At 45.6% G+C, this 24,183-nt stretch carries 24 protein-coding genes; 8 read left to right on the top strand and 16 right to left on the bottom strand.

Annotated features, from left to right (window positions below; all coding sequences use genetic code 11):
* Window positions 1-198 precede the first annotated feature (198 nt).
* The 12 genes from hemB to rraA form a co-directional block, all read right to left on the bottom strand.
* Window positions 199-1,209, bottom strand: a complete 1,011-nt coding sequence (hemB, locus tag AAA952_RS10810) for a porphobilinogen synthase (RefSeq protein ID WP_198573018.1) — start codon at window positions 1,207-1,209, stop codon at window positions 199-201.
* Window positions 1,210-1,218: 9 nt separating this feature from the next.
* Window positions 1,219-3,105: a sensor domain-containing diguanylate cyclase gene (locus AAA952_RS10815; RefSeq protein WP_338256932.1), complete on the bottom strand. Its 1,887-nt coding sequence runs from the start codon at window positions 3,103-3,105 to the stop codon at window positions 1,219-1,221.
* Window positions 3,098-3,901 (bottom strand): TatD family hydrolase, encoded by an 804-nt coding sequence (locus AAA952_RS10820; RefSeq protein WP_338256934.1) that lies wholly within the window; start codon window positions 3,899-3,901, stop codon window positions 3,098-3,100. Before AAA952_RS10820 ends, AAA952_RS10815 begins: the two co-directional genes overlap by 8 nt.
* Window positions 3,901-4,422: a hypothetical protein gene (locus tag AAA952_RS10825; protein ID WP_338256936.1), complete on the bottom strand. Its 522-nt coding sequence runs from the start codon at window positions 4,420-4,422 to the stop codon at window positions 3,901-3,903. The genes AAA952_RS10820 and AAA952_RS10825 overlap by 1 nt, the downstream gene beginning before the upstream one ends.
* A gap of 45 nt (window positions 4,423-4,467) precedes the next feature.
* A complete protein-coding gene (tatC, locus tag AAA952_RS10830; protein WP_113940134.1) occupies window positions 4,468-5,220 on the bottom strand; it encodes a twin-arginine translocase subunit TatC in 753 nt (250 codons plus the stop codon).
* Between the two features lie 3 nt (window positions 5,221-5,223).
* Window positions 5,224-5,712, bottom strand: coding sequence for a Sec-independent protein translocase protein TatB (tatB, locus tag AAA952_RS10835; protein ID WP_263206937.1), 489 nt, complete (start codon window positions 5,710-5,712; stop codon window positions 5,224-5,226).
* 6 nt (window positions 5,713-5,718) lie between these two features.
* Window positions 5,719-5,958 (bottom strand): Sec-independent protein translocase subunit TatA, encoded by a 240-nt coding sequence (gene tatA / locus AAA952_RS10840; RefSeq protein WP_006083329.1) that lies wholly within the window; start codon window positions 5,956-5,958, stop codon window positions 5,719-5,721.
* Between the two features lie 59 nt (window positions 5,959-6,017).
* Window positions 6,018-7,667: a ubiquinone biosynthesis regulatory protein kinase UbiB gene (ubiB, locus tag AAA952_RS10845; RefSeq protein WP_263206934.1), complete on the bottom strand. Its 1,650-nt coding sequence runs from the start codon at window positions 7,665-7,667 to the stop codon at window positions 6,018-6,020.
* Window positions 7,664-8,284 (bottom strand): ubiquinone biosynthesis accessory factor UbiJ, encoded by a 621-nt coding sequence (locus tag AAA952_RS10850; protein ID WP_338256947.1) that lies wholly within the window; start codon window positions 8,282-8,284, stop codon window positions 7,664-7,666. Before AAA952_RS10850 ends, ubiB begins: the two co-directional genes overlap by 4 nt.
* On the bottom strand, window positions 8,284-9,039 hold the full coding sequence (gene ubiE / locus AAA952_RS10855) for a bifunctional demethylmenaquinone methyltransferase/2-methoxy-6-polyprenyl-1,4-benzoquinol methylase UbiE (RefSeq protein ID WP_006083326.1): 756 nt from the start codon (window positions 9,037-9,039) through the stop codon (window positions 8,284-8,286). Before ubiE ends, AAA952_RS10850 begins: the two co-directional genes overlap by 1 nt.
* Before the next feature lie 245 nt (window positions 9,040-9,284).
* Entirely contained in the window at window positions 9,285-10,349 is a 1,065-nt protein-coding gene (locus AAA952_RS10860) for a formimidoylglutamase (protein WP_338256949.1), read from the bottom strand.
* A gap of 129 nt (window positions 10,350-10,478) precedes the next feature.
* Window positions 10,479-10,964: a ribonuclease E activity regulator RraA gene (rraA, locus tag AAA952_RS10865; protein ID WP_105251214.1), complete on the bottom strand. Its 486-nt coding sequence runs from the start codon at window positions 10,962-10,964 to the stop codon at window positions 10,479-10,481.
* A 324-nt stretch (window positions 10,965-11,288) separates the two neighbouring features.
* Between rraA and AAA952_RS10870 the strand changes: the two genes are divergently transcribed.
* The 5 genes from AAA952_RS10870 (at window position 11,289) to AAA952_RS10890 (ending at window position 15,981) form a co-directional block, all read left to right on the top strand.
* Window positions 11,289-11,537, top strand: coding sequence for a YgjV family protein (locus tag AAA952_RS10870; protein WP_113940145.1), 249 nt, complete (start codon window positions 11,289-11,291; stop codon window positions 11,535-11,537).
* Window positions 11,538-11,951: 414 nt separating this feature from the next.
* Window positions 11,952-12,464: a phosphatase PAP2 family protein gene (locus AAA952_RS10875; protein ID WP_263170146.1), complete on the top strand. Its 513-nt coding sequence runs from the start codon at window positions 11,952-11,954 to the stop codon at window positions 12,462-12,464.
* A gap of 70 nt (window positions 12,465-12,534) precedes the next feature.
* Window positions 12,535-13,575, top strand: coding sequence for an MJ1255/VC2487 family glycosyltransferase (locus AAA952_RS10880; protein ID WP_263196615.1), 1,041 nt, complete (start codon window positions 12,535-12,537; stop codon window positions 13,573-13,575).
* Between the two features lie 141 nt (window positions 13,576-13,716).
* On the top strand, window positions 13,717-15,177 hold the full coding sequence (locus AAA952_RS10885) for a thioesterase (protein WP_338256957.1): 1,461 nt from the start codon (window positions 13,717-13,719) through the stop codon (window positions 15,175-15,177).
* 360 nt (window positions 15,178-15,537) lie between these two features.
* The gene (locus AAA952_RS10890; protein WP_338256959.1) at window positions 15,538-15,981 is read left to right on the top strand and encodes an energy transducer TonB; all 444 of its coding nucleotides are present in this window, start codon (window positions 15,538-15,540) and stop codon (window positions 15,979-15,981) included.
* A 42-nt stretch (window positions 15,982-16,023) separates the two neighbouring features.
* On the opposite strand, the gene AAA952_RS10895 is transcribed toward AAA952_RS10890, so the two are convergent.
* The 4 genes from AAA952_RS10895 to AAA952_RS10910 form a co-directional block, all read right to left on the bottom strand.
* The gene (locus tag AAA952_RS10895) at window positions 16,024-16,638 is read right to left on the bottom strand and encodes a DedA family protein (protein ID WP_338256961.1); all 615 of its coding nucleotides are present in this window, start codon (window positions 16,636-16,638) and stop codon (window positions 16,024-16,026) included.
* Window positions 16,639-16,847: 209 nt separating this feature from the next.
* Window positions 16,848-17,768 carry a manganese-dependent inorganic pyrophosphatase gene (locus AAA952_RS10900; protein WP_173496421.1) on the bottom strand — a complete coding sequence of 307 codons (921 nt, stop codon included), beginning with the start codon at window positions 17,766-17,768 and terminating at the stop codon, window positions 16,848-16,850.
* A gap of 143 nt (window positions 17,769-17,911) precedes the next feature.
* Window positions 17,912-18,373: a YhcH/YjgK/YiaL family protein gene (locus tag AAA952_RS10905; protein WP_105251222.1), complete on the bottom strand. Its 462-nt coding sequence runs from the start codon at window positions 18,371-18,373 to the stop codon at window positions 17,912-17,914.
* 177 nt (window positions 18,374-18,550) lie between these two features.
* Entirely contained in the window at window positions 18,551-20,944 is a 2,394-nt protein-coding gene (locus AAA952_RS10910) for a TonB-dependent receptor plug domain-containing protein (RefSeq protein WP_338256964.1), read from the bottom strand.
* Between the two features lie 347 nt (window positions 20,945-21,291).
* On the opposite strand from AAA952_RS10910, the gene AAA952_RS10915 reads away from it, so the two are divergent.
* The 3 genes from AAA952_RS10915 to AAA952_RS10925 all read left to right on the top strand — a co-directional run bounded on the left by AAA952_RS10915 (window position 21,292) and on the right by AAA952_RS10925 (window position 24,091).
* The gene (locus AAA952_RS10915; protein WP_338256965.1) at window positions 21,292-22,347 is read left to right on the top strand and encodes an alpha/beta hydrolase; all 1,056 of its coding nucleotides are present in this window, start codon (window positions 21,292-21,294) and stop codon (window positions 22,345-22,347) included.
* 197 nt (window positions 22,348-22,544) lie between these two features.
* Window positions 22,545-23,120: an LON peptidase substrate-binding domain-containing protein gene (locus tag AAA952_RS10920; RefSeq protein WP_105251225.1), complete on the top strand. Its 576-nt coding sequence runs from the start codon at window positions 22,545-22,547 to the stop codon at window positions 23,118-23,120.
* A gap of 53 nt (window positions 23,121-23,173) precedes the next feature.
* A complete protein-coding gene (locus tag AAA952_RS10925; protein ID WP_338256968.1) occupies window positions 23,174-24,091 on the top strand; it encodes a pseudouridine synthase in 918 nt (305 codons plus the stop codon).
* Window positions 24,092-24,183: the final 92 nt, after the last annotated feature.

Below are 24,183 nucleotides of genomic sequence, written 5' to 3' on the forward strand. Positions count from 1 at the left end.
TTTTATAATCTGTAACATTATTTGCACTAATAGCAATGCTGCCGACTGTAAGTATTGCTATTAGCTTTGTTGACGAGTCTTTTCTTCCCCTCAATACACAAGTTTTACTTCCAGATTTTTTCACTATTCATCGATAAAAAAAGCAGCCAGAAGGCTGCTTTGAGGTGGTGCTTTTGCATTAGTTTCGCATTAGGTTGCTTAAGCTTCTTTTTTAAGCCACTGGGCAGCACGTTTAGCGAAGTAAGTTAAAATACCGTCTGCGCCTGCGCGTTTAAAGCAGAGTAGGGACTCCATGACGATGGCCTTTTCGGCTAACCATCCATTCTGGATTGCAGCCATATGCATGGCGTATTCACCACTGACTTGATAGGCGAATGTTGGCACTGCAAGTTCAGTTTTAACGCGATGCACTATATCTAAATACGGCATACCTGGCTTAACCATCACCATATCGGCTCCTTCTTGGATATCGAGTGCGACTTCATGCAAAGCTTCGTCACTGTTCGCTGGATCCATTTGATAGCTATGCTTATTGCCACCTTTGAGGTTACCCGCTGAGCCTACGGCATCACGGAATGGGCCGTAGTAGTTTGAAGAGTATTTTGCCGAGTAAGCCATGATTTGGGTGTTGACGTGGCCTGCCGCTTCTAATGCTTGGCGAATCGCGCCAATGCGGCCATCCATCATGTCCGATGGTGCAATGATGTCAGCTCCAGCATCGGCGTGTGACAGTGCTTGCTTCACTAAAATCTCGGTGGTGATATCGTTAAGGATATAGCCCGTTTCGTCTATGATGCCGTCTTGACCGTGAGTGGTGAAAGGATCTAGTGCCACGTCAGTCATGATGCCTAGCTGTGGAAAGGCTTTTTTGAGCTCGCGTACTGCACGTTGCACTAGGGCATCTGCGTTATAGGCTTCTTCTGCCATTAATGTTTTTTTCTCTGCAGGTGTCACAGGGAAAAGTGCGATCAATGGGATACCTAACTCAACCAGTTCTTCAGCTTCTTTCAGTAGCAAGTCTATCGAGTAGCGTTCAACACCGGGCATAGAGGCTATTTTCTCACTGCGATTAGTGCCTTCTAGAATAAACATTGGGTAAATCAAGTCATTGACCGTTAGATGATTTTCGGCCATGAGGCGACGGCTAAAATCATGTTTACGCATGCGGCGCATTCTACGCTGAGGGAAGGCACTGGTAATGATATTCACATTTGACTCCTAATTATGTACTGGTCTTGCTTGATCCGATAAATACAAGCTGACTTGATTACGCCCACCGTTTTTTGCTTGGTAGAGGGCTTTATCTGCTTGTTCTAGTAATTTAGTACTGTGTTGATCGTGGGTCACTATATCGGCACTGACTCCGATACTGATAGTCAAAGGTATCGCTTCACCTTCCCATTCAAAATGAATAGAGGCAACAGCGTCTCTTATTGTTTCAGCAACTTGGAGTGCGCCTTCTGCAGTTGTATTAGGAAGGATGATAGCAAATTCCTCCCCCCCAAAACGTGACACTAGATCCGTTGGCCGTTTTAAATGCTGCTGTAATGTTTGAGCTATTGTACGTAATGCTTGATCGCCTGCAAGATGACCGAATCTGTCGTTGATCAGCTTGAAGCGATCAATATCAAGCATTAACAGTGCTATGGGTGTTTCTTGCCTGCGACTGATCCGGCTTTCAGCGATTAAACGTTTATCAAAGGCACTGCGGTTTTTGACCCCAGTTAAACTGTCGATAGTGCTTTGTTCGGTGAGCTTTTGATTCACCTCATGCAATTCTCTGAGGGTGATTTCCAGTTCTAAAGTACGCTCTTGCACCATTTGTTCGAGTTTCTCATTGCTCTCGGCTTCCGCTTTTAGGGCTTCTTCCCGCGCACTACGAATTTTCTGTGCTTGCTTTAAGGCTTCTTGCTGGATACGTAGTTTAGCTTTGCGCTCATCGTTATAGCGGATGGCGAGCACCAGAGACATAAAGATGATTTCAAATGTCAGGCCGAGCATGACAGGGGTTTGCGGTTTTAAATTGAGGTCAATCACGCTGAGATATAGCAAGCTACTGATGCAAGCGCCTGTCAGCATACTCACCCAGCCAATAGTGTACATACGTGCCAGTTTATGGCCATTGATAGCCTGAGTAATGGCAAAGACCATCAGGACTAGGCTGAGCACTGCAACTGAAATGATCTCAATATATAACGCTGTACCATATTGGATGAAAGGTGTGGTAAGTCCCACACATAGAATATACACAGCACTATAGCGACAAGTGAGTAACATACGGCGGTTTAAATATTTGAGCTGTAATATTTTTTCAGTAAACATTAACGCAAATGCCATAACGATTGGCAGTAAAAACGGCACCATAACTTGCTGTAATAGCGGCCAGTCTGGCCAGAGGAATCGGAAGGCAAAACCGTTAATCGTGGCGACGAGTAAGGTCATGCTAAGTACATAGCCAGAGTAATAGCTGTAGCTGAATGAGCCCGATGCTATGGCGATAAAAAGACTAAAAATGCCGATTGCGGCAAGTACACCGAGTTGGAATCCATGCTCAACGGCGGTAGATTCGGCAATTTGAGCTAAGTCATTAGAAGACCATAGGTTTAATGGTACTGCAGCACTACCTTCAGTTTGAATATGCAGATAGAAAGTATGGGAGTCATCTGTGTTGATCTTGAAAGGATATAGGAAAATATTACTCAAGAATGGTCGATCCTCATAGGGGAATATATCACCCATCAGCACAGTATTCATGAGTTTATTATTGACTAAATGGTAGATAGTTACCTTGTCTAACAAAGGGTTATCTAGCGCTAAAATGCACGAAAGTGTTTCGTCAGGGCTGGTTAAGCTGAAACTGAGCCAAAAATCATGGCCGCTGAGTTTTTGAATGTCTTTATTGGTAAAGTTATGCCAATCAGTTTTTGGCAAAGCTTGTATTTCGGCCAGTTCTTTTGCTGGTGTAGGGTGGCTGACCATTAACCAAGGCGTAAGGTTTAAAGGCGTCGTGGTTGACTCGTCAATGCTCAATAGGGTTGCCAAGGCCTGTGTTGGGCATATCCATAGCCACATCAAGAATATGAGTGGCATGTTTTTGTTAAGCATGGATTCGATCCAAATTAAAAAACGCTAAGCTATTTTGGTAGCAACGTTTTGCAAACTCATCCGCATCCTCTCCGCGTAGGTTTGCAATATAATTTGCGATATAAGGAAGGTATTCGGGCTTGTTTTTGCTCGATTTAGGCTTAGGTCGCATACTACGGGGGAGTAGGTAAGGGCTATCTGTCTCGATTAAAATGCGATTCTGCGGAATAAAGGGGACGAGTTGCGCTAGTTCTTGGCCGCGTCTTTCATCACAGACCCAACCTGTTATGCCTAAGTGTAAATCGAGGTCAATATAGGCTTCCATCTGTGCGTGAGTGCCTGTGAAACAATGTAAAAGCGCACCATTAAGCTGGGGGCGATATTCACGCAGGATTGCGATAAAGTCTTCGTGGGCATCGCGTTCGTGCATCAGTACGGGCATTTGAAGTTCAATCGCCAATTCCAGTTGCGCGATAAAAGCTTGGCGCTGGATAGGTCTCGGGGAGAAATCACGATTGTAGTCTAAACCACATTCGCCAACGGCAACCACTTGCGGTGCGTGACAGAGTTCAGCTTGTTGAGCGTTTGAGTCGGCATGCCAACCACTGGCATGGTGGGGATGTACACCAGCAGTGCAATAAAGTTGGTTAGGATATTGCTCGCATACAGCAATAGCTGCCGCACTTTCAGTTAAATCGCTGCCAATAACAATTAACGGCGAAACCCCTTGGTCCGCCGCTGCTTGTATTATCGATACAGTATCTTGTTCGAGTGCGCTGCCAAGTAAATTGACAGCGATATCTATGTATGAGGGCATTATTTTAGGCGTTTTACCCGTACCTTGGCATTGCGATCATCGGTACCCATTAAAAAAGAACCTAAAGCGGCTTTTTCAATATAGACAGTTTCACCTTGCTTAACATTGTACTTACGGCCATCAGTTTGTTTCCATACCTGACCGTTAGTGAAAGTCACTTTAATGTCTCCGTAGGCATCTTCGGCTATAGATTGAATCTCTAAATAAATCTTATCGACAGTATTTTCTTGAACACGCTTGGCTTCCATCCCAAAGTTATCGGCAATTTTTGCCGCTGGTGCTTGGGGGGCGGTTGCCACTATCGCTGCTGCAGTCGTAGGGACTGCAACTATTGCTACTGTAGCCGGTATCGCTTGAGTGCTAATGGTGTCAGCTTTTACGCTTTCTGCTAGCTTGTCATAGCAAATCAAGCGGTCGAGTTTATCGGAGGTTGCTGCACATTGGGTTAACTGTTGTTCAATGCTGGCATTTGCTTGGACAGATACAAGCATGATCGCTGCCGTGATAAGGGTTAAGCGCATGAGAATGTTCCTTATTATATTATTCCCCTAACGCCTTCGAGGACGTTAGTCGTTTGTTTGTTCAGTATCTTCGTCTGACTCGTCATCTGGTTTGCTGTAGAAACGAGCCGCTAATAAACCGCCTTCGAACAATAACAGCATTGGTACAGCAAGCATAGTCTGGGAAATCACATCTGGTGGGGTTAATAGCATGCCGACGACAAAGGCGCCCACTATGATATAAGGACGTTTTTGCTTGAGATCTTCAGGTGTAGTGACACCTGACCAGCAGAGTAAAACAACGGCAATGGGGATTTCAAAGGATAGACCAAAGGCAAAGAACAGCTTCAGAATAAAGTTAAGGTAACTGGTAATATCTGTCGCAACTTGAACTCCCTCTGGCGCATTGTTAGCAAAAAAACCAAAAACAACAGGGAATACAAGATAATAAGCAAATGCAATGCCGAGATAAAACAATAAGGTACTGCTGAATAGCAGTGGCATCACTAAGCGTTTTTCATGTTTATATAAACCCGGTGCCACGAAGGACCAAATTTGAAATAACACGTAGGGCACTGCCACAAAAAATGATAAAACGAGGGTTAGTTTGAAAGGTGCAAAAAATGGTGCAGCGACATCCGTCGCAATCATGCTGCCACCAAGAGGTAAAGACTGCATTAAAGGTATTGCCATGTAGTGGTAGATATCATTTGCCCAGTACACACTACAAATGAACACTAATAACACACTGGCAATGGATTTTAGCAGCTTGGACCTAAGTTCAAGCAAATGGCTGATAAGTGGCTGCTGTTGCGACATGAATTATCCGTTGGCTTTCGGGTTAGAACTGGTATCCACGCCCTGAGATGGCTCACTTGAAGTAGCGGAAGAAGCCGATGTTTGACTCGCCTCTACAGTGGCTGTTGGATTAGTTTGGCTAGCTTGAACTGGATTCACTTGAGCAGGAGTGTGAATTTGATTCTCAGGCGCAGGGGTGTCTTTTGATGGATCCTGAACCTGATAAGGGCGGTTCACTGACTGTGCCGCTTGCTTTAGTTGCTCAATAGACTCTTTGAGTTCAGGTGAGAGGTTAGATAAACCTTTGCTCTCGGCTTTTTTAAGATCGGCATGCAACTGCTCGATCTTCAGCTCCTGCTCAAGCTCTTCTTTTACCGAGTTCGCCATGCGTTTCATCGCACGGATCCAACTCGTTACCGAACGCACCGCAACCGGTAGACGTTCGGGGCCAAGAACCACTAGCCCCAAAACACCGATCAGCAGCAGCTCCATAAAGCCGATACCGTCAAACATAAAGAGTTACGCCTGTTCTTTGTTAGACTCAGGTTTCTTTTCAGTCGCCTGTTGAGTTGTTTGCGCTGTTTTAGCCGCTTCGGTGTCTTCTAATGCCTTCTTGTCTTCTTCTGAAGACATGGCGTTTTTGAAGCCTTTAACCGCACCACCTAAATCACCACCCAAAGAGCGTAATTTCTTAGTTCCAAACAACAAGACAACGATTAACGCAACGATAAGCAGTTGCCAAATACTAATACCACCCATGAAGGTATCCTCTTAATTGATATCGGTTCTATTATGAACCTCTGATTAATTAGTGCTAGCTAAAATTTGCGATTCTTTGGCCTAGATCGCCATCCTACAAACCACAATATCATGCCTGAAATTAGACAAACATAAGGGGTCCATAGTGTAGCGTCTCTATTAATCAATAACGTGCCACAGATCAATAAAACGGCAGAAGTGATAAGCAAGTAGTTACTCTTGTGTGCCTGCTGCTGATATTTCAAATACTTATCTAGCATTTGTTGCTGAGAACTCAGCAATTTCCTGCCTAACTTAAGATTATCGTAAATTAGTTCAGGGAATTCAGGTAGTTTATCAGCCCAATATGGCAGTTTTGTGGATACCTTTTTAAACATAGCTTTAGGACCGACTTGGTCGGCCATCCACTGCTCTAAAAAGGGTTTGGCGGTTTGCCATAAATCCAACTGCGGATACAGCTGACGGCCTAAACCTTCGATGTAGAGTAAGGTTTTTTCCAACAATACCAATTGCGGTTGCACCACGATATCAAAGTGGCGCGCAGTGCGGAATAATTCCAGCAACACATGACCAAAGGAGATCTCGTCGAGCGGCTTGTTGAACATAGGTTCACACACCACTTTGATGGCCTGTTCGAAAGCTTGTAGATCGGTTTTTTCCGATACCCAGCCAGACTCAATATAGAGCTGGGCGATTCTATGATAATCGCGATTAAAGAAGGCGAGGAAATTTTCGGCGAGATAGCGCTTATCGACTTCGCTGAGTGTGCCCATGATGCCGCAGTCGAGCCCAATGTAGTATGGGTTCTCAGGATGATCGCGGGAAATAAAGATATTGCCCGGATGCATGTCGGCGTGGAAAAAGTTATCGCGGAATACTTGGGTAAAAAATAGTTCAACACCCCGCTCGGCCAATAACTTAAAGTTGGTACCTTGCGCTTTAAGGGCGGCAATATCCGAGACAGAAATACCGTAAATACGTTCCATCACCATCAGGCGTGGATAGCAAAACTCTTCATACACATAAGGCACATAGAGCGCATCTGAGTTGAGGAAGTTGTTGCGTAGCTTGACTGCGTTTAAGGCTTCGAGCTTAAGGTTTAACTCGCCTAAAATGGTCACGCGGTAATCTTCGATCACTTCAGCAGGGCGCAGGCGGTTACCTTCACCGAGGAGGTATTCAATCAGTTTGGCCGTTTGCGACATCAACTGCAGATCGGCTTGAATCTTGGCTTCTACATTCGGGCGTAGCACCTTAAGTACGACGTCTTTGCCGTTAGATTTGAGGGTCGCGGTATGCACCTGAGAAATAGAGGCTGAGGCCAGTGGTGTTTCATTAAAGTCATCGAATAGGGATTCAATCGGCGCTTTTAGCTCAGCTTCAATCGCTTGGCGGGCAAGTGTACCATCAAAGGGCGGCACCTTGTCCTGTAGCATGGCCAATTCACTGGCCCATTCATCGCTGAGTAAATCGCGGCGGGTTGAGAGCATTTGCCCAAGCTTGATATAAACGGGACCGAGTTCCTGCATCGCCAGTTTTAAGCGTTCGCCACCGGGCTTATTTTTATGCTTATTGCGGATCCAGAATAGGCTGTTACGGGCGAGCTTAAAGTACCAAGGTGTCATCTTTGGCGGCAATACGTCATCTAACCCGTACTGAAGTAAGGTCTTGATGACGTGGTAACCGCGGCGGATACTGGCAAAGGTCATGGCTTAATTTGGTCTCTTAATTGGGCAATCCGTTGTTCAATCGCGCGAGTGTCGGCAACTAAATCATCCATTTGATCGCGAAAGTGCATTAACTCAATTGGGTGCGGTGCGAGGCGATACTCTTCAACTGCGAGTTGCCCTAAGTGGGAGCGGGTTTTACGCAACACTTCGAGTGCAAAGTCTTTTGCCTGATGGCTAGAACAGATGAGTTTGTGAGTGGGGCCATCACCTAAATAACGGGAAACTGGCTCGGCAAAGTCAAACTCGATACTGCGTAGATATTGGCTAAAGCTTTGTAATAAATTGAGATCGCCCTCAAGCTTGAGTTTATCTTGCTTGATTAGTTCAGTCAGGTTTACGCCTTCGGATACGCGATAAAGCGTCGTCGCATCGGCATGTAGACTGACATCGACATCGCCTTCATAGCGGCTCAGTACTTGGATCTCTTTGGCAAACACTAAATAGAATGGCCAGCTGAGCTGCGATAATTGGATACGAAACACTTTGCCATGCAACTGGCGCTGGCGCGAATAATCGTCGCCCGCTTGGGCCTGAAGTTTTTTCAGACCCGTTTCAATTGCGGCGCAGGCAAGCAGCACAACTTCTTGCGGCATCATTAGAATTTATAACCACGGTGCAATGCGACAATGCCGTCGGTCATGTTGGTGTAGTCGACTTGTTCAAAGCCTGCATCAACCATCATTTGTTTTAATGTGTCTTGATCTGGGTGCATGCGGATCGATTCAGCCAGATACTCGTAGCTGTCGGCATCTTTAGTGATGAGCTCGCCCATCTTAGGTAAGACTTTGAAGCTATATAAATCATACACTTTACGCATGATTTCATGCTGAGGCTTAGAGAACTCCAGCACTAATAACTTGCCACCGGGCTTAAGTACGCGATTCATTGAACGCAGCGCCGCATCTTTATCGGTCACGTTACGCAGACCAAAGGCGATGGTAATGATGTCGAAGTGGTTATCGGGAAACGGCAATGCTTCGGCGTTGGCTTGCACATAACTGACATTGTTGACTATGCCCTTGTCGCGCAACTTAGTGCGCCCGACTTTTAACATGGAATCGTTAATGTCAGCTAAAACCACTTCACCTTTATCGCCCACTAAATGAGAGAATTTTGCGGTTAAGTCGCCTGTACCGCCGGCCAAATCGAGCACTTTCATGCCAGGGCGGGCGCCAGAGACTTCAATGGTGTAACGTTTCCAAAAACGGTGAATGCCGAAGGACATCACATCGTTCATTATGTCGTACTTAGCGGCAACAGAATGAAACACGCCGGCAACGAGTTCAGCCTTTTTATCGGCCTCTACGGTTTTGTAACCAAAGTGGGTACTTTTAGATTCGCCCTCAGACATCAATGTGTTCCTATTGTTTTGCAATGTATTAGTTGCGAGTGTAAGCCATCGCCTGCATTTGCTGAATCTTTGATCTATCACTCTGTGATCGAGCTAGTAAACTAACTGCAATGCCTTAGCTTGAGGCACTCCTGAACAGTCGTAGGATTAAGTGCTTAGCGACCACGTAAAATGGACAGGCATTAGACCACAATATCAGGATTTGGTGAATAGCTTAGCGCCCAGTTGGGTGCAACTGGTTATATTCATTGTGCCAAAAATTGCATGCGAGCCTGCACATAAGCGTAGATAAGCTCGCTTAGGCTTTGGCCTACATCCCTGAATCCGGCTTCAATTCCCGCTTCGTGGCAACTTGGTGCAGCCTCGGCTAAATGCAAATAAGCGCATGGGCAGTGGCGGGCGATATAGCTGACATAATGCGCCGCATCGAGCAATGGCACACCTGCAGCGGTTGAAGCGCTACTGGGCATTTTAGCGATAGCATCTACGTCAAGTTCTAATCCTACGGGTAAACCTGTGTCATTTAGTTTGGCGGCGATTTCAAGTAAAGCTTGGCTAAGGCTGATTTCACGGCGAATCCAAATTTGTTGCAAGCTATGCCAAGTTCCCCCAAATTCGCTGAGTTGGCTTAGGTTTGCTTCGCTGTTTTTTAACTCGTGTAAACCCAGTACATGGTAGCAACCTAAGGCGCCGCGGTCGGCTGCATAACTAAAACCATTGCCGCTGTGACGACCTTCGAGCAGACGAAAATCCGAATGAGGATCGAGATTCACCGCGGCGACTTGGCGTTGGTAGTGGCCGTAGGTTGCCATCAACAAACCATAGGCATTGTTGTGGCCGCCGCCGATGAGTATGGGTTCTAAACCCGCTTTTAAAATCGCACTGACGACACGGATAACGCGCTCATCGAGTTGCTCCACCGCATCACGTAATTCATCTAGGGTGACGTTAGTGTTATCTGTTGTATTGTTCGTAGTTTGTTGCTGCAGATCGGTGGTGTTCACTTGGCCTAACACTAGGCATTCGGCGCCAGAAAGAAAACGATTCGATTGTAAATTGAGCCATTGGCGCATACTGGTTGTGAACGCATCGGTTGCACCGCCGCGGCCTAAATTGGCACGTGGGCCTATATCTTCGCCAACGCCGATAATGGCAAAGTATGCACCGTGGGCTTTTGCAGTCGCAAGTATGGTCTCTAACGTGTGTTCGTGATTGGCCAGATGGACGCATTGGCCTAGCTTAGTTTCGCCAGTTCTTGGGCTGACGAGTGAGGCGATATCGGTATGGGTAAAGGGGATAAATTCAGGCATAGATTGATATTCTTATTCGGCCAGAGTCGAGCTATTGTGGCCAGAGTAGGGCGAGGATTCAATGGGGAAGCGCTGAAAATAGTGAATAAAAAAGCCAGCTTAGCTGGCTTTCTTGACTGAACAGTGAGATTACTCAATGTCGAGTGGTTCAGGTGATAAAATTACACCTGTGTTATCAGCATAAATGTGATCGCCGGGTAAGAAAGTCACACCGCCAAAATTGACTGGAATTTCCACTTCGCCCACTGAATTGCCATCAGCACCCACTGGAATTGAGGCAAGGGCTTGAATACCAATGTCTAATTCTTCCAATGCATCCACATCGCGTACAGAACCGTAAACGATAATGCCTTCCCAGTTGTTGCTAACCGCAAGTTCAGCGATAGCGCCATCGATCAGCGCACGGCGTAATGAGCCACCGCCATCAATGAGTAAGACTTTACCTTGGCCATCCTCTTGTAGGACTTCGGTAATTAGGCCGTTGTCTTCAAAGCACTTGATGGTGCTAATAGAACCGCCAAAAGAGCTACAACCACCGTAGTTACTGAACATGGGCTCGACTACATCTACGACATCTAAGTACATGTCACATAGTTCTGAGGTGTTGTATTCCATATTTACACTCCTATTGATCCGCGTTGCGTACAGTTTAGCGAGTTTACGCCAGTATAAAAGGGATTCTTGAAAAGAAAAGTGTTATCAATCACGGTATTGTTGCCACTTGGCTGTTAACACATCTGTAGTAAATTTTCGTCACACTATAGAATTTATTCGGTAAAACTTGATATTGGTCATTAAATAACGGTTTTTTATTACAACTCTGTTGCGCGCTTTGGTATTATATCCCAAGTTTAAATTAACTTACTTAACTTAATTTGCTTTAGGGGCATGGACCCCCCGTTACGCTTATGGACGGTAGAGGGCCTTCGAGAGGTGCCTATGGAAGCTGTAAATACGATTGAAATTATTGGTTATTTTGCCTCTATAATGGTGGCGATCTCTCTAATGATGAAGAATATCATTTGGTTGCGATGGTTGAATTTTGTAGGATGCACTCTGTTTGTGGTTTATGGGGTGTTTATTTCTGCTTGGCCTGTGGCCGGCATGAATGCGTTTGTTGCTTGTATTAATATTTACCATTTAACAAAAATTTACCGTGCTAAGGCAAATACTCCCGCCGCAGCCTAAGTTTTATTGGATTGTGTTGCTCTTGAGATTAACGTTTAGAGCAACACAATATCCTGTCTCAGTCCTATCGCTATTCCTAAATAAATCCCTTAGCCCCAGCATAACGTCCCTAGAATCCTTCTAGATCAAAACCTCAGCCATGCTTCTTGTCATAAAACCTTCGAGCAGATGTCACTTAGCCGTCACAGGTCTTTCTTAGTCTCAAGCTATCTAATAGTGCTTTAGCTAATGTGATTTAGGTTTAACTATTAGCAAACAGTAAATTAGCCGTGAGCAGTCAATAACGAATTCAATCGTGAATAGAGCCTTGGTGAGTCGGTTGGTTTCAGACTCAGCACTCTAAGCGTCGTCGAGAGAATGCACAGATTAACATCGCAGTAAAACTCGCTGGTATGCCAGCAAGGAGCCTGTTTTATGTTGAGTTACGTTGCAGACTTAGATAAGCGAATGTTTTGCCATATCGTGAGCTTCACCCAGCACCATGGTTTATATGCCCATGCAAAGCGGGTATCAGCGAGTGGCGATGGGCATGTGTATTTATATTTGTCTGTGGGTTTGATGCTGACGCACGCTCAAGGACAGGCTCTATTTAATTTGATGTTAGCGAGTTTTTTGGTTGAGTTACCTCTGTATTTACTATTGAAAAATAGTATTCGTCGCATACGGCCATGCCATTCATTAGTGGGATTTGAGAGTGGTTTTGAACCATCGGATCGCTTCAGCTTACCGTCTGGTCATACAGCCGCGGCCTTTGTGATGGCAACGAGCGTGGCGCAAATCTATCCAGCGGCAGCTCCTGTTGCGTATTTATGGGCTTTTAGCATAGGGGGCTCACGTATTGCACTTGGCGTGCATTATCCCTTAGATATTCTGGCGGGAGCCTCATTGGGGATTGGGTCGGTATTGCTGGTTCATCCAGTGATTTAATTCAAATATGCGCCTGTTAATCATTTCATTAGTGGGAATTCTCCTTCACTCATCAGTTTAAGGATACGTAATGCGAATACTCTACGGAGTTCAAGGCACAGGGAATGGCCACTTAAGTCGTGCACGCGTCATGGCTAAAGCATTGATGAAACAAGATATTGAAGTGGACTTTCTATTTTCGGGGCGTAAGTCTGATCAGTTTTTCGATATGGAGTGCTTTGGTGATTATCGCGTTCAAGCGGGAATGACGTTTGCGACGCACTCTGGGCGCGTTAATGTGCCACAAACTGTCCGGCAAAATTTGTCCTTGTCGTTATTTAAAGATATTAAAGCCTTAGATCTCAGTTGCTACGATTTAGTACTCAACGACTTTGAACCTGTGTCGGCTTGGGCTGCGCGGCGCCAAGGCGTGCCATCCATTGGGATTAGCCATCAGGCAGCGTTAACTCATCCGGTGCCAAAACTCGGTAGCACTTGGTTTAATGAGATGCTGCTCAATTATTTTGCTCCAGTGGATGTGGCGCTGGGGTGTCATTGGCATCATTTTGGCTTCCCTATTTTGCCGCCTTTTGTCGAAGTGGATGCCAGCCCATTCGAACACACGCATCAGATTTTAGTTTATTTGCCTTTTGAAGATGCGGATATGATTGCTCATTTTCTGTCTCACTTTAGTGATTATCAGTTTTTGGTATATCACAGCCAACAACCTAAAGGCCAAGTTGCTGAGCACATTAAATGGCACGGTTTTAATCGTGAGGGGTTTAAGCAACATCTTGCCAGCTGCGGTGGTGTGATAGGCAATGCGGGCTTTGAGCTTGCCAGCGAAGCATTAACCTTAGGTAAAAAACTCTTAGTCAAACCACTGATTGGCCAGTTTGAGCAGTTATCGAATGTGGCGGCGTTACAACTTTTAGCGGCTGCAGATAGCATGATGAGTCTCGATGTGAACATAGTTAAGCGCTGGCTTAAAACGGCATCGCCTAATCCAATTGCATATCCAAAGGTGGGGGATACGCTGGTTAAATGGATTAACGGCGGCGACTGGCACAATAGTCAGCCGCTGTGCCAAGAGTTATGGAGCCAAGTCACGCTTCCCGATACTTGGCGTTAAACAGCATTGCTGTTTAGATGAAAAGCAACTTAGGCACTAGATGGGTTAATGGCGTTAGCGTATAATTTCGTCAATTTTGCTGTTAGTCCCTTTCAGCACGTCTATTTTGGCCTAGCCTGGCCGTTAATTATGTTGTTATAAATGAGCCTGAAAAAGTTTACTCAGTACAAGTTACTGTTTTTAATGTTGTTATTACTTTGTGTCCTACTTCCTTTTATTCCAGATCGGGCTTACCACATCCCCGGCCCTGATATCGCTAAGCAAAATTTTCATGTGATTGAGTTTAATGATAAAGGTCAGCCCCACGACGAAAGGCAATGGCAAGGTTTAGAGACGCGAATTTTACACCCAGAGCCTGCACAGATCCCTGAATTATTGATTTTTGTCCATGGCTGGCATCATAGCGCCGAGCCTAAGGATGAAAACTTTATTGCCTTTGAGCAGTTTTATCAGCAAATGGCCGCGTCCGATACCCAGCGTAACTTGTTGGGTTTGTATATTGGCTGGCGGGGCGATAAATATGATCCTTTTTGGATCGATGGCTCAGATGATGCAAAAAGTTGGATTGAACCCTTAGATTTTCCCACTATTTTACAGCGTAAACGGGTTGCTAAACGTATCGGGCAGTTAGGTCTATCACAACTGCTGGATAAGCTTGATAGCTTAGTCACACAGCATAAACTGCTGCGTTACACTGTGATTGGCCATAGTCTTGGCGGTGCTGTTGTTTTGCATGCGAGTAAAGATCGCATCAAAGCCGCCATTGATAATCAGCAGGATAATCCTAATTTATTCTTACTGTTAAATCCCGCCGTACCTGCTAAAGAGTATCAGCCATTAGATACGTTGGTGAGCTTAGATAGACAAAAACCGAGTATGGTGGTGTTGCAATCGAAGGGGGATTTTGCAGTGAAAGAAGCCTTCAATTACATCAAGGACGGCGAGCGCGCTGTCGGGAACTCTTGGGCGATTACCCACGATATTGACAAATGCTCTGGTGGCAATTGCACTACGCCAATGAAGATGCCTTCGGCCTTGATGGCGCACGATCAAATCCCTGGCTGTATGATGACGCTGCCTCAATCGGGCTGGAAAATTCGTGCTCGCCTGCAGGCTCGTCGTACCGTGCAAACCTGCCCCGATGCCAATATGCAAGCCGTATGGGTACTGGCCGTGTCTGACGAAATCGTCTCTGGGCACAATGGCATTCTCACTCCAGAGCATGGTAAAGCCTTGTCTGAGGTGATGCGTATGATTGATTTATATCGAAATCAATTACCTAAACATGCGGTGGAAAGCCCTGCAAACCAAGATCTCGGCACCTTAGCACCAGAGTCAGAAGCTGCAACATCTACCGAAGGTGAAACGCCTGTGCCACAAGAGCCAGTGATTATTGTCGAGCCTTTACCTGAAGAGCAGAGTTCACCGACACCTAAGGTTAATGCACCATTGCAGGAGCCAAACGTATCACAGGAACAAGATAAGCCTGCTGCGACTGAGGCGCCACCCGCACCAATTAAAGCGCCGGAATCAAAGCCTGATGCTAAGCCAAACGACGGCGCGAAGCCTCAACTTAAGGTTGAGACTGAAAGTATAAAGTGATGGCATGCTAAATAGCTTAACCTTGTTTTGGAAGTGCTTTTAATGTGTGTTCCAAACAATGCGAAAGCGCTTTTTTTAATAAAGTGGTTAATGAGTAAATTTATTTTACTCATAAAAATACAAATAAATATTTTGACATGCATCGTTAAGTCTTGCGATGGCGTGTTAATTTCGGTAGGTTATTTTATAAACCGAAATCAATATTGGCTTACTATTTATTTAGAGTTATTGGTTTGAGTGAATAAGTATCAGGTATATTGATGTTATTTACAACTTAAGTACTGTCAGTGTTAGTGGTTGTTAATCAAAAAATAATTAGTGATAAGGCATTATTTTAATTCATAAAACAATGGAGTGTATATGAAGTGTTCAATTTTATCCGCTTTGGTTATTTTTGCGGTATCAAACTATAGTTTTGCAAAAAGTCATAATGTGTACGCGGATGTGCAAGTTACAGATATAAAACCAAAGAGTGATTTTATTTGGGAGCGTGAAAATAAAAGTGCTCCTCAATATCCAATGGAACTCGCTCGCTCGGGCATTGTTGGTTGCGCTGTCATGTCTTTTGATATTTCAGAGTCGGGTAAGGCCGAAAATATCGAAGTCGTTAAATCTGTCCCTCAAAAATCACTGGGAAAATACTCAAGTCAGATCTTAAAAAAATGGAACTGGGTCCCCGCTTCCGCTACGAACGTAATAACTTCTGAAAAAAGAACCATAAGGTTAGATTTTTGTATAGGTGATGAGTCGACGGAGCAATCTCAAAATACCTGTAAGCAACAAACGCAATTAGTATGTGGCTAACGTTAACTTAACCATTTCAAGTTGCAAACAAAGCCAAATCGCTTACTGCGGATTTTTGGTTTGCCACCTGCGCCAAGTGTAGGTGATTAGCGCGGCGAGTATTAGGCTGACCATGGCCCATGTGGGGTACTTATGCTGGTGGTAAAACGCCAGCATGGGAGCGATTTCATCGCGGATTAACACTGGGCCTAATCCAAAGAGTGCTACCCAAATGCTGGTGGCGAGAGCATTGCCAATCACAAATTGTTTTAATGGCATTTTAGCGAGACCGCAGCCGATAAACATAAATTGTTTTAATCCCTCAACAAAACGACTCAGCACTAAAGCGGCAATGCCATATTGGCCGATAACGCCATGAATTTTTTCTTCTAATTGCGGTTTTATCCAGCCCTTCTTAAGCAACACATCACCAAAGTGCCAACCGATAAAATATCCCAAACTGTTACCGCAGAGTGCAGCGCAAGCTGCAACGATTAATACCAATGGCAGTGACATTTGCCCTGTAGCGGCTAATAAACTGGCGACAATTAATAAGGATTGTCCTGGCGCCGGAATGCCAAAACCCTCGATAGCAATAGCGACAAATAGCAGAACATAACCATATTGCTGCAGCCAAGGCGTGAGTTCGGTGATGATATGTTGTAGCGCTTCTGGCATAGATGAAAGTGCTTCAATCAATGGGATGATTGGGCCATCATACTCGCCAATTTCTCTGGTTGGATAGATTTATGAGCAAAGTTTCATGCCAGTTTTAGTTAGCGGCGGTGAATAAGTGTAACGCAGGGGTTATTAGCTTTTACCTGAAATATAAAAAAGGCCGAACTCAGTTCGGCCTTAATGTCAGTACTGTCGCGACGATAAAACGACTATGCGAATGCCGCTTGTAGCTGTGGTACTACTTGTTTCTTACGGCTTAATACGCCGTCTAACCACACTTTGCCATCGACGGTATCTTTACCGTAGGCACGTTGGGTCAGCTGCGCATCGTCAGACACAATCAACAACTCTGAACCTTCTTTCATGATGTCAGTCAGCAGCAATAAAACGCTGTGGCGGTTACCTTCCACTTTGAGCGCTTTGATATCGGCTTCTAGCTCGGCCTTGATATCGTCAAATACTGACAGGTCGATCACTTCTAACTGGCCGATACCGACCAAGTTACCGTTCATGTTGAAGTCTTTAAAGTCACGCATAACGAGGTCGCGTGCTGGTGTGCCTTGTACGGCGGATTTCACTTTGAACATTTCCATGCCCAGTTCTTTGAAATCTTCAACGCCGGCGATCTCAGCTAATGCTTCAACGCAGCGAATGTCGGCAGTGGTGCAAGTGGGTGATTTGAAAATCACGGTATCGCTCAAAATGGCGCACATCATGATGCCAGCGATATTTTTAGGGATAGCGACTTGGTAAAAGTCGAACATCATCTTGATCACTGTGTTGCTGCAACCTACTGGGCGGATCCAGCATTCTAACGGGGTATCTGTGGTCAGATCGCCTAGCTTGTGGTGATCGACAATCCCGACGATAGTCGCTTGGGCGATATCATCCGGTGCTTGAGTCAGTTCTGAATGGTCAACGATATACACTTGCTCGCCAGCGTAGCTGGTTTTGTATTCCGGTGCTTCGAAGCCGAAACGTTCCAAAATAAAAGCAGTTTCGGGTGACAATTCACCTAAACGTGCGGCAATGGCTTCTTCACCGATTTGGTTTTTTAAATAGGCTAACGCGATAGCACCGCAGATTGAATCTGAATCGGGGATCTTGTGACCGACAACGTAAATGGGCATTTCAGGGACTCTCCTTTAAATTTGTGACAATTTTAGCAATATTTGGCTTTAATCGGAAATAGCCAAAGCGCATATCACTGCGCTCTTCAGTTGCTATTTCTCTAAAAATCGAACGCTCAGGTTCGACAAAGATGGCTTAAGGTTTAGATCTTCACTTTTATCACGACTTTACGCACCGCCGTGGCGATATCGCCTGTGCCGGGCATATGCATGTCACCGGGGAAAAATAACGCAAACATGCCTGCTTTGAGTTTGATATAAGAGGCATTGGCTTGGTTTGCCTCGTAATCAAACTCGGCGTAATCGTGTTTTTCAAAATAGGGTTTCGAGGGTGTTTGCTCCGCTAGTGGCAAGTAACCAAACTCTTCTTCACCGCTGAAAACATATTGCACATCGATATATTTTTGATGAACTTCAAAGGGTTCTGTTGACTTATGCTTGGTTTGATAGTCATTCACTATCACAAAAATATTGTCGCCATCGAGGGGATAATTGCCTACTGGTAGCTGACTAAAGTCGGTCGTCGCTAGATGTTCTAATGCAGTCGCAAGCCGAGGGCTTAAGGATTGATAAATATGGCGGTTTTTTAAGGTATCGACGATCATCGGCTACTCGACATGGTGGAAGTGAAATGGGCGAATGGTAAAGATTATAATCCGATCACCACAGTTAGGACATAAGCTTTGTCGATTGGAAGCAGGTCTAAACATGTCGGCATAAAAAACAGGCCATTGAATGACCTGTTTCTACATCAAGTATTATTAAACTTAGCTAAAACGAGTTTAGTAAGTGTATTTGGCTTCTAAGAAGTAGTAGCCACCATTAAAGCCAAAGGGGGTATTGGTTAATGGGTATACGAAGATACCATTGAAGTTATTGTTATCTGGTCGTTTTTCTGGATACATATCAAACAAGTTTTGCACCCCAGCGGTAAAGCTTAGCGCATCAGTGGCGGCGTATCTTACCGACAGATCCATCACCCACTGATCGCTATAGTTCACATCACCCGTTGAATAACCTTCACTGTAGTCACCAAAGTAGTTTAAGCGGATATTGGTTTTAAAATCCCCGAGTTCATGGGTCAGCCCAATGCTACCCGTGTTATGCGGCGTAGCAGACGTCATGCGGGTTCTTTCTATACCATCAAAGAGTTTCTTGTCTAATCCGCCTAAAATAGAGGGTAGATTGATGTCTTGGATCTCTGTTTTATTATAGGCATAGGCTAAGTTCGCCCGTAAATCGCCCCAAGTGCCAATATCAAAGTCTTGGCTAACAACAAGATCGACCCCGCGAGTTCGGCTATCGACGGCATTGACGAAGAAGCGTGCTGAATCAGCATTGGTACCTGCTAGTGCGGTCGCAACCGCGGGGCTATCAGCGGGTCTTAGAGCGCCAGATAAAATGATGCGGTCATCAATCTCTATTTGGTAAGTGTCGAGCGTTACCGCGAGGCCAGCGTTATTGGTATAAACAAGACCGAGACTAAATGATTGAGATATTTCAGGTTCTAGCTCGTTAATCCCAAGTGCCTTTGTTACTGGTGATAAGGTGTTGAAAGTACCTGATTCAATAGGAACCAGTTGCCCCGTCACTGGATCGGGATTAAATAACGTCGAGATATTGCTGAAGTACAGCTGTTGTACGCTCGGCGCTCTAAAGCCTGTATTGATAGTGCCACGCAGGGCTAAGTTGTCGGTAAAATCGTAACGACCCGCGAGTTTCCAGCTCGTGTTGCCGCCAAAGTCAGAGTAGTTTTCGTAGCGTAGCGCTGCCGCCCAGTAAAACTCGTTGGTTAATTGGTTTTCAAGTTCGGCATAAATGCCTGTGTTATCGCGCGTTTCATCAACCTCAGACTCAGGGGTAAAACCGGTGAAGCCTTGGCTACCCGCCGCTTTGCCATTATAGCCACCATTGATATATGAATCCTCTTCTCCGGCTTCAATTTCATAGCCGTTTTGGCGCCATGAAACACCGGTCGCAAACAGAATTTCAGAATCGTTTATAAAGGCAAAATAACGGGAAATATCCAAATTGATATTGGCTTCACGGGTCGATAACGTTCCTGCGTCGAACTCGGTAGGAGTTTCAGGGCCTAAGGAAGCATTTAAGGTATTGACGATATTATAGTTAAATGAATTCTTGCCATATCCCACTGAGGCATCAATATCCCAGTCACTCAGGTTGAATTCATAGCCTAGGGTAAGAGATGAATCGATAATTTTGGGGTTAATTTGCGGTAAAAAACCGTCAGGATACACTTCGGGTAAGTTACGGGCATCGAGAGCTAAACGGTAAAAAGCACCCGATTTAGTTTCACGTTGGCTAATACCACCAAAGGCATACAGTTTTCCGTCGGTAGATATAGGCTGAGCCGCATTGATAAATAAACCGACATTATCATATTCGGCATCACCAACGTGGTGGCTCTTACGGTTAAATGTGGCTTCGCGGGGCTCGGCTGAGCCATCGGGTAATTTTTCATACTGTTGACGAGGGTCCAATCCTGCGCGGTTTGTGCTGTCTTTGTGATGCGCTTCTAGGGCTACATTCACAAAGCCATCATTGCTTAAACTGATCCCATGGTTAACGCCTACACGCCATTGCTCACCGTCACCTTGGTAGGTTTGTCCGGCTTGCGCCGAGACGCTTCCCCCTTGATCGCTGTCCTTGAGTACCACGTTAATCACGCCAGCAATCGCATCTGAACCGTATTGTGCCGAGGCTCCATCTCGGAGAATTTCAATGCGTTTTATCGCTGTCATTGGAATCGCATTTAAATCGACGTTAGAGGAGCCTTTTCCCATGGTGCCGCTTAAATGTACTAGGGCAGAACCATGGCGACGCTTGCCATTTACGAGTACTAAGGTGTGGTCTGGCGACAGGCCGCGTAAGCTCGCGGGGCGCACCGCATCTGAACCGTCAGTCACCGAGGAGAATGGAAAGCTATAGCTTGGCGCCGCAAATTGCAGCGCTTTAGCGGTTTCCGTCATACCTGTTGATTCGAGTTGTTCGGCAGTAATGATATCGACCGGGGCAACACTGTCAGTTGCCGTGCGTAGTGCTATGCGTGAGCCTATGATCTCGATTTTTTCGAAGCCTGTTTGTTGCTCTTCGGCTTGGACTGCTGGAATAACCAGTGTGGATGACACTGCCAATGCGATAACGGCTAGACGCATAAAAACCTCTCAATGATGTTTGCGACCCAATACTCGAACTTAGGTGTGCAGATAAAATAACAATCTGATGCCGAGAAGGTTATCATTGTAACAATTGTTATATTTAGACGTAAATGTGCTAACTCAGAGCCTAGTGTTCTAAATAATATTTAAAATGCAGTTGAATATATTGATGAAAACCTCCCTATCGACCTGCGTGCTTTTGAGGCTTCGTACGGCACAATACAGGTTGTCGCATGCACATTGCGGCTGAGTTAACTCGATGATATGAATTGTTTATTGACGTATACCTTCGTGGTTTACTATTTTATTTTGCTCTAATGGCATTGGTTTTAAGGTACATAGAATTGTCAGCGTTACGATTTCTTGCAGGACCAACTACATTTAACACCTTGGTAGAACAAGGCCTTAAAGCTGAGCATTTTACCCAGTTGCTTGCCGCCTCTGGTGGACCTAAGTGGCTTGGTATCGCAGGGCTAGATAAGTATTTGTTTGCTGAATTTTTCAAAGACAGGCAAACACCTTTATATACATTAGGCGCTTCCTCTGGGGCTTGGCGTTTAGCGTGTTTGGCGCAGCAAGATCCCCTCATAGCCTATGGCCGCTTAGAGGATTTTTATATTGGTCAGCGTTACGACAATATGCCAACACCGCAGGAAGTCAGTGCGCAAGTTAAAGGCGTAGTGCAGGGCATTTTAGGGGGCAATGGTGGCAGGGAAATCGTTAATAACGCTCATATTCACAGTCATTTCGTCGTGTGCCGTGCTAAACATTTAAATCGTTTAACGGCAAAGCTTCCGCTTGCGGCGGGGCTGGCGATGACGGCGGCGACCAACTTAGTGAGCCGTCGGAGTTTAGGCTGGCATTTTGAACGTGTGGTCTTTAGCCAACAAGCTGAAGCCTCTCCCTTTTTGCAACTCAACGATTTACCCAGTCAGCAGGTCGAATTAACTGAGGCTAATGTCGATGCTGTGATGTTAGCTACGGGGTCGATTCCTTTGTTGCTTGCCCCAGTGTCCCAAATTGAAGGCGTTGCCGATGGGCAGTATTACGATGGCGGCATTACCGACTATCATTTTGATTTGCCTTTATCCCGTGCTAAGGGGCTGACGTTGTATCCGCATTTTTATCCGACCATCAGCCCAGGATGGTTCGATAAATCCTTGAAGTGGCGCCAAGGTCGCGCTAATTATCACAATGCGCTAGTGTTGGCGCCATCGGCCGAATTTGTCGCTTCATTGCCCTTTGGCAAAATCCCCGACCGTGAAGATTTTAAGCAACTGGACACTGCGCAGCGGATGCAATATTGGCGTACGTCTGTGGCTTTGAGTGAACGTCTTGCAGAGGAGTTTGCCTCGGTTGTTGCGAGGGGAAATGTGCTGGATCGGCTAGAACACTTTTAGGTTGAAGTGATTTGGTCTAGAAAACTGGGTTTGACATGACGTAGTTGAAATGCCCTGATTCAAAATAGCGGGGTCGCAAATTTCTTTGTGCGCTCAGCGGCTTCAGGAAGGAAATTCTTTCACCTGCTACACTCTACAATAATAGGAAATACGAATGCATTGAGTTCGTTTCCTTCTATTTGGGGCAGGAGGTTGCTATGCAAACACGAGAAATGGCGTTACTCATGCGCGATGCCTTGTTACTGCCACAGGGACGGGTGGAGGTTCGTGTGGTTGACCCCGGTCATCTGCGCATGGTGGCCGATGTATTCAAGGGAAAGTATGTGCTCGCCTTTGCCACCATTAGACCCAGTGGTAGTCCGCCCTGTTATCCCACTGCCACCCAATGTGACATTATCGATTTTAATCAGCTAGAAGATGATTCACTCAGCATAGTGCTCGAAGGGCGTCAACGCGTCAGCATCCTCTCGGCGGCGCAGGCCAAAGATAAGCTGTGGATGGCGCGTACTTTACCTTGCCGTAACTGGCAAGAAGAGCCGATTAAAGGTGAATTTGAGTTGATAAGCGCCGCATTAGAGCAATTTTATGAAGTGAATCCCGATCTGTTTGAGCTCTATTCTCAAGTGCATTTGGAAGACGCCGCTTGGGTGAGCCAACGCTGGCTCGAGGTTTTGCCTATGTATAACAAAGATAAATTAGTGTTAGTGAATCAGCCAGATTGCCATAAAACCTTGGACTTCGTGCTGCAACTCATCAAGTCCCATGTGGACTGAAAAACCACAAAAAGGCTAGAATAGCGGCTTTCTATAGCCGCTTTTTTTGTGATATGACTGCATCTGCCCGCGCCGCCCAACCTTCTTACATAGTGCTTCCTGTGAATGTCACAGATAAACCCACAGTGTTTGCCTTTCTTGCACAACATTTTGCCCGTATAGGTGAAGATGTATGGCGTCAGCGGATCCTCGATGGGAAAGTGCATTGGCGGGATGGCAGTTTGATCGCCTTGGACACTGAATATCGTCCAGCGGCGCGGGTGTATTACTACCGTGAAGTGCTGGTTGAAGCGAAAATTCCCTTCGAAGAACAGATCCTATTCCAAGATGACAATGTCATTTTGGCCTACAAGCCGCACTTTTTGCCTGTGACGCCAAGTGGCAACTATGTGAACGAATGTTTGGTGCATAGACTAAGATTGCGTACTGGCATTGATACTATCGCGCCCGCTCATAGGCTTGATCGTGAAACCGCTGGAGTGATCCTGATGACGGTCGCGCCTGAAACCCGCGCACTCTATCATCAACTCTTTATCGACGATGCTATTCGTAAAGACTATCAAGCGATTGCCAAGTTGACTCCTGAGATTATTGAACAATATCAACAGGGCTGCTTAACTTTGCCATTGCACTGGACGGTAACAAACCGCATGCAGCCGAGCGACCCGAGTTTTACCATGAAAATCGTTGAAGGCGAGGCGAATACCCATTCCGAAATCAGTTTGGTGGCCATAAAAGGCGATCTTGGTTTGTTCCACCTGGGCCCGATTACCGGCAAAACCCACCAGTTGCGGGTGCATATGCAAAGCTTAGGTATGCCATTGTTAAACGACCGATTTTATCCAAGCTTATTACCCAAAGGACCGGATAAATTTGAGGCACCCCTAAAATTGATGGCACAGCGGTTACGTTTTATTGACCCAGTGAGCGGGATGCACCACGACATGCAATGTCAAGGTTTTGAGTTTTAGTCAGCGGAAAGCATTATTTCCAGTCTGTTTAAAGGAAATAATCGGGTGCAATTGTGTGCTTGGCTCTGTGATGGTATGAATACAATCTGCAG

The sequence above is a fragment of the Shewanella sp. M-Br genome, assembly GCF_036245925.1.
GTDB classification, from domain to species: Bacteria; Pseudomonadota; Gammaproteobacteria; order Enterobacterales; family Shewanellaceae; genus Shewanella; species Shewanella oncorhynchi.

Coding starts and splice junctions, on each gene's coding strand:
- AAA952_RS10895 (WP_338256961.1), bottom strand. CDS start 16,638: ATGCCAGAAGCGCTACAACATATCATCACCGAACTCACGCCTTGGCTG.
- AAA952_RS10920 (WP_105251225.1), top strand. CDS start 22,545: ATGCAAACACGAGAAATGGCGTTACTCATGCGCGATGCCTTGTTACTG.
- tatA (WP_006083329.1), bottom strand. CDS start 5,958: ATGGGTGGTATTAGTATTTGGCAACTGCTTATCGTTGCGTTAATCGTT.
- ubiE (WP_006083326.1), bottom strand. CDS start 9,039: ATGTCTGAGGGCGAATCTAAAAGTACCCACTTTGGTTACAAAACCGTA.
- tatB (WP_263206937.1), bottom strand. CDS start 5,712: ATGTTTGACGGTATCGGCTTTATGGAGCTGCTGCTGATCGGTGTTTTG.
- AAA952_RS10875 (WP_263170146.1), top strand. CDS start 11,952: ATGTTGAGTTACGTTGCAGACTTAGATAAGCGAATGTTTTGCCATATC.
- AAA952_RS10825 (WP_338256936.1), bottom strand. CDS start 4,422: ATGCGCTTAACCCTTATCACGGCAGCGATCATGCTTGTATCTGTCCAA.
- rraA (WP_105251214.1), bottom strand. CDS start 10,964: ATGGAATACAACACCTCAGAACTATGTGACATGTACTTAGATGTCGTA.
- AAA952_RS10910 (WP_338256964.1), bottom strand. CDS start 20,944: ATGCGTCTAGCCGTTATCGCATTGGCAGTGTCATCCACACTGGTTATT.
- ubiB (WP_263206934.1), bottom strand. CDS start 7,667: ATGACCTTTGCCAGTATCCGCCGCGGTTACCACGTCATCAAGACCTTA.
- tatC (WP_113940134.1), bottom strand. CDS start 5,220: ATGTCGCAACAGCAGCCACTTATCAGCCATTTGCTTGAACTTAGGTCC.
- AAA952_RS10870 (WP_113940145.1), top strand. CDS start 11,289: ATGGAAGCTGTAAATACGATTGAAATTATTGGTTATTTTGCCTCTATA.
- AAA952_RS10905 (WP_105251222.1), bottom strand. CDS start 18,373: ATGATCGTCGATACCTTAAAAAACCGCCATATTTATCAATCCTTAAGC.
- AAA952_RS10925 (WP_338256968.1), top strand. CDS start 23,174: ATGACTGCATCTGCCCGCGCCGCCCAACCTTCTTACATAGTGCTTCCT.
- AAA952_RS10820 (WP_338256934.1), bottom strand. CDS start 3,901: ATGCCCTCATACATAGATATCGCTGTCAATTTACTTGGCAGCGCACTC.
- AAA952_RS10850 (WP_338256947.1), bottom strand. CDS start 8,284: ATGATGCCGCAAGAAGTTGTGCTGCTTGCCTGCGCCGCAATTGAAACG.
- AAA952_RS10860 (WP_338256949.1), bottom strand. CDS start 10,349: ATGCCTGAATTTATCCCCTTTACCCATACCGATATCGCCTCACTCGTC.
- AAA952_RS10900 (WP_173496421.1), bottom strand. CDS start 17,768: ATGCCCATTTACGTTGTCGGTCACAAGATCCCCGATTCAGATTCAATC.
- AAA952_RS10890 (WP_338256959.1), top strand. CDS start 15,538: ATGAAGTGTTCAATTTTATCCGCTTTGGTTATTTTTGCGGTATCAAAC.
- AAA952_RS10880 (WP_263196615.1), top strand. CDS start 12,535: ATGCGAATACTCTACGGAGTTCAAGGCACAGGGAATGGCCACTTAAGT.
- AAA952_RS10815 (WP_338256932.1), bottom strand. CDS start 3,105: ATGCTTAACAAAAACATGCCACTCATATTCTTGATGTGGCTATGGATA.
- AAA952_RS10885 (WP_338256957.1), top strand. CDS start 13,717: ATGAGCCTGAAAAAGTTTACTCAGTACAAGTTACTGTTTTTAATGTTG.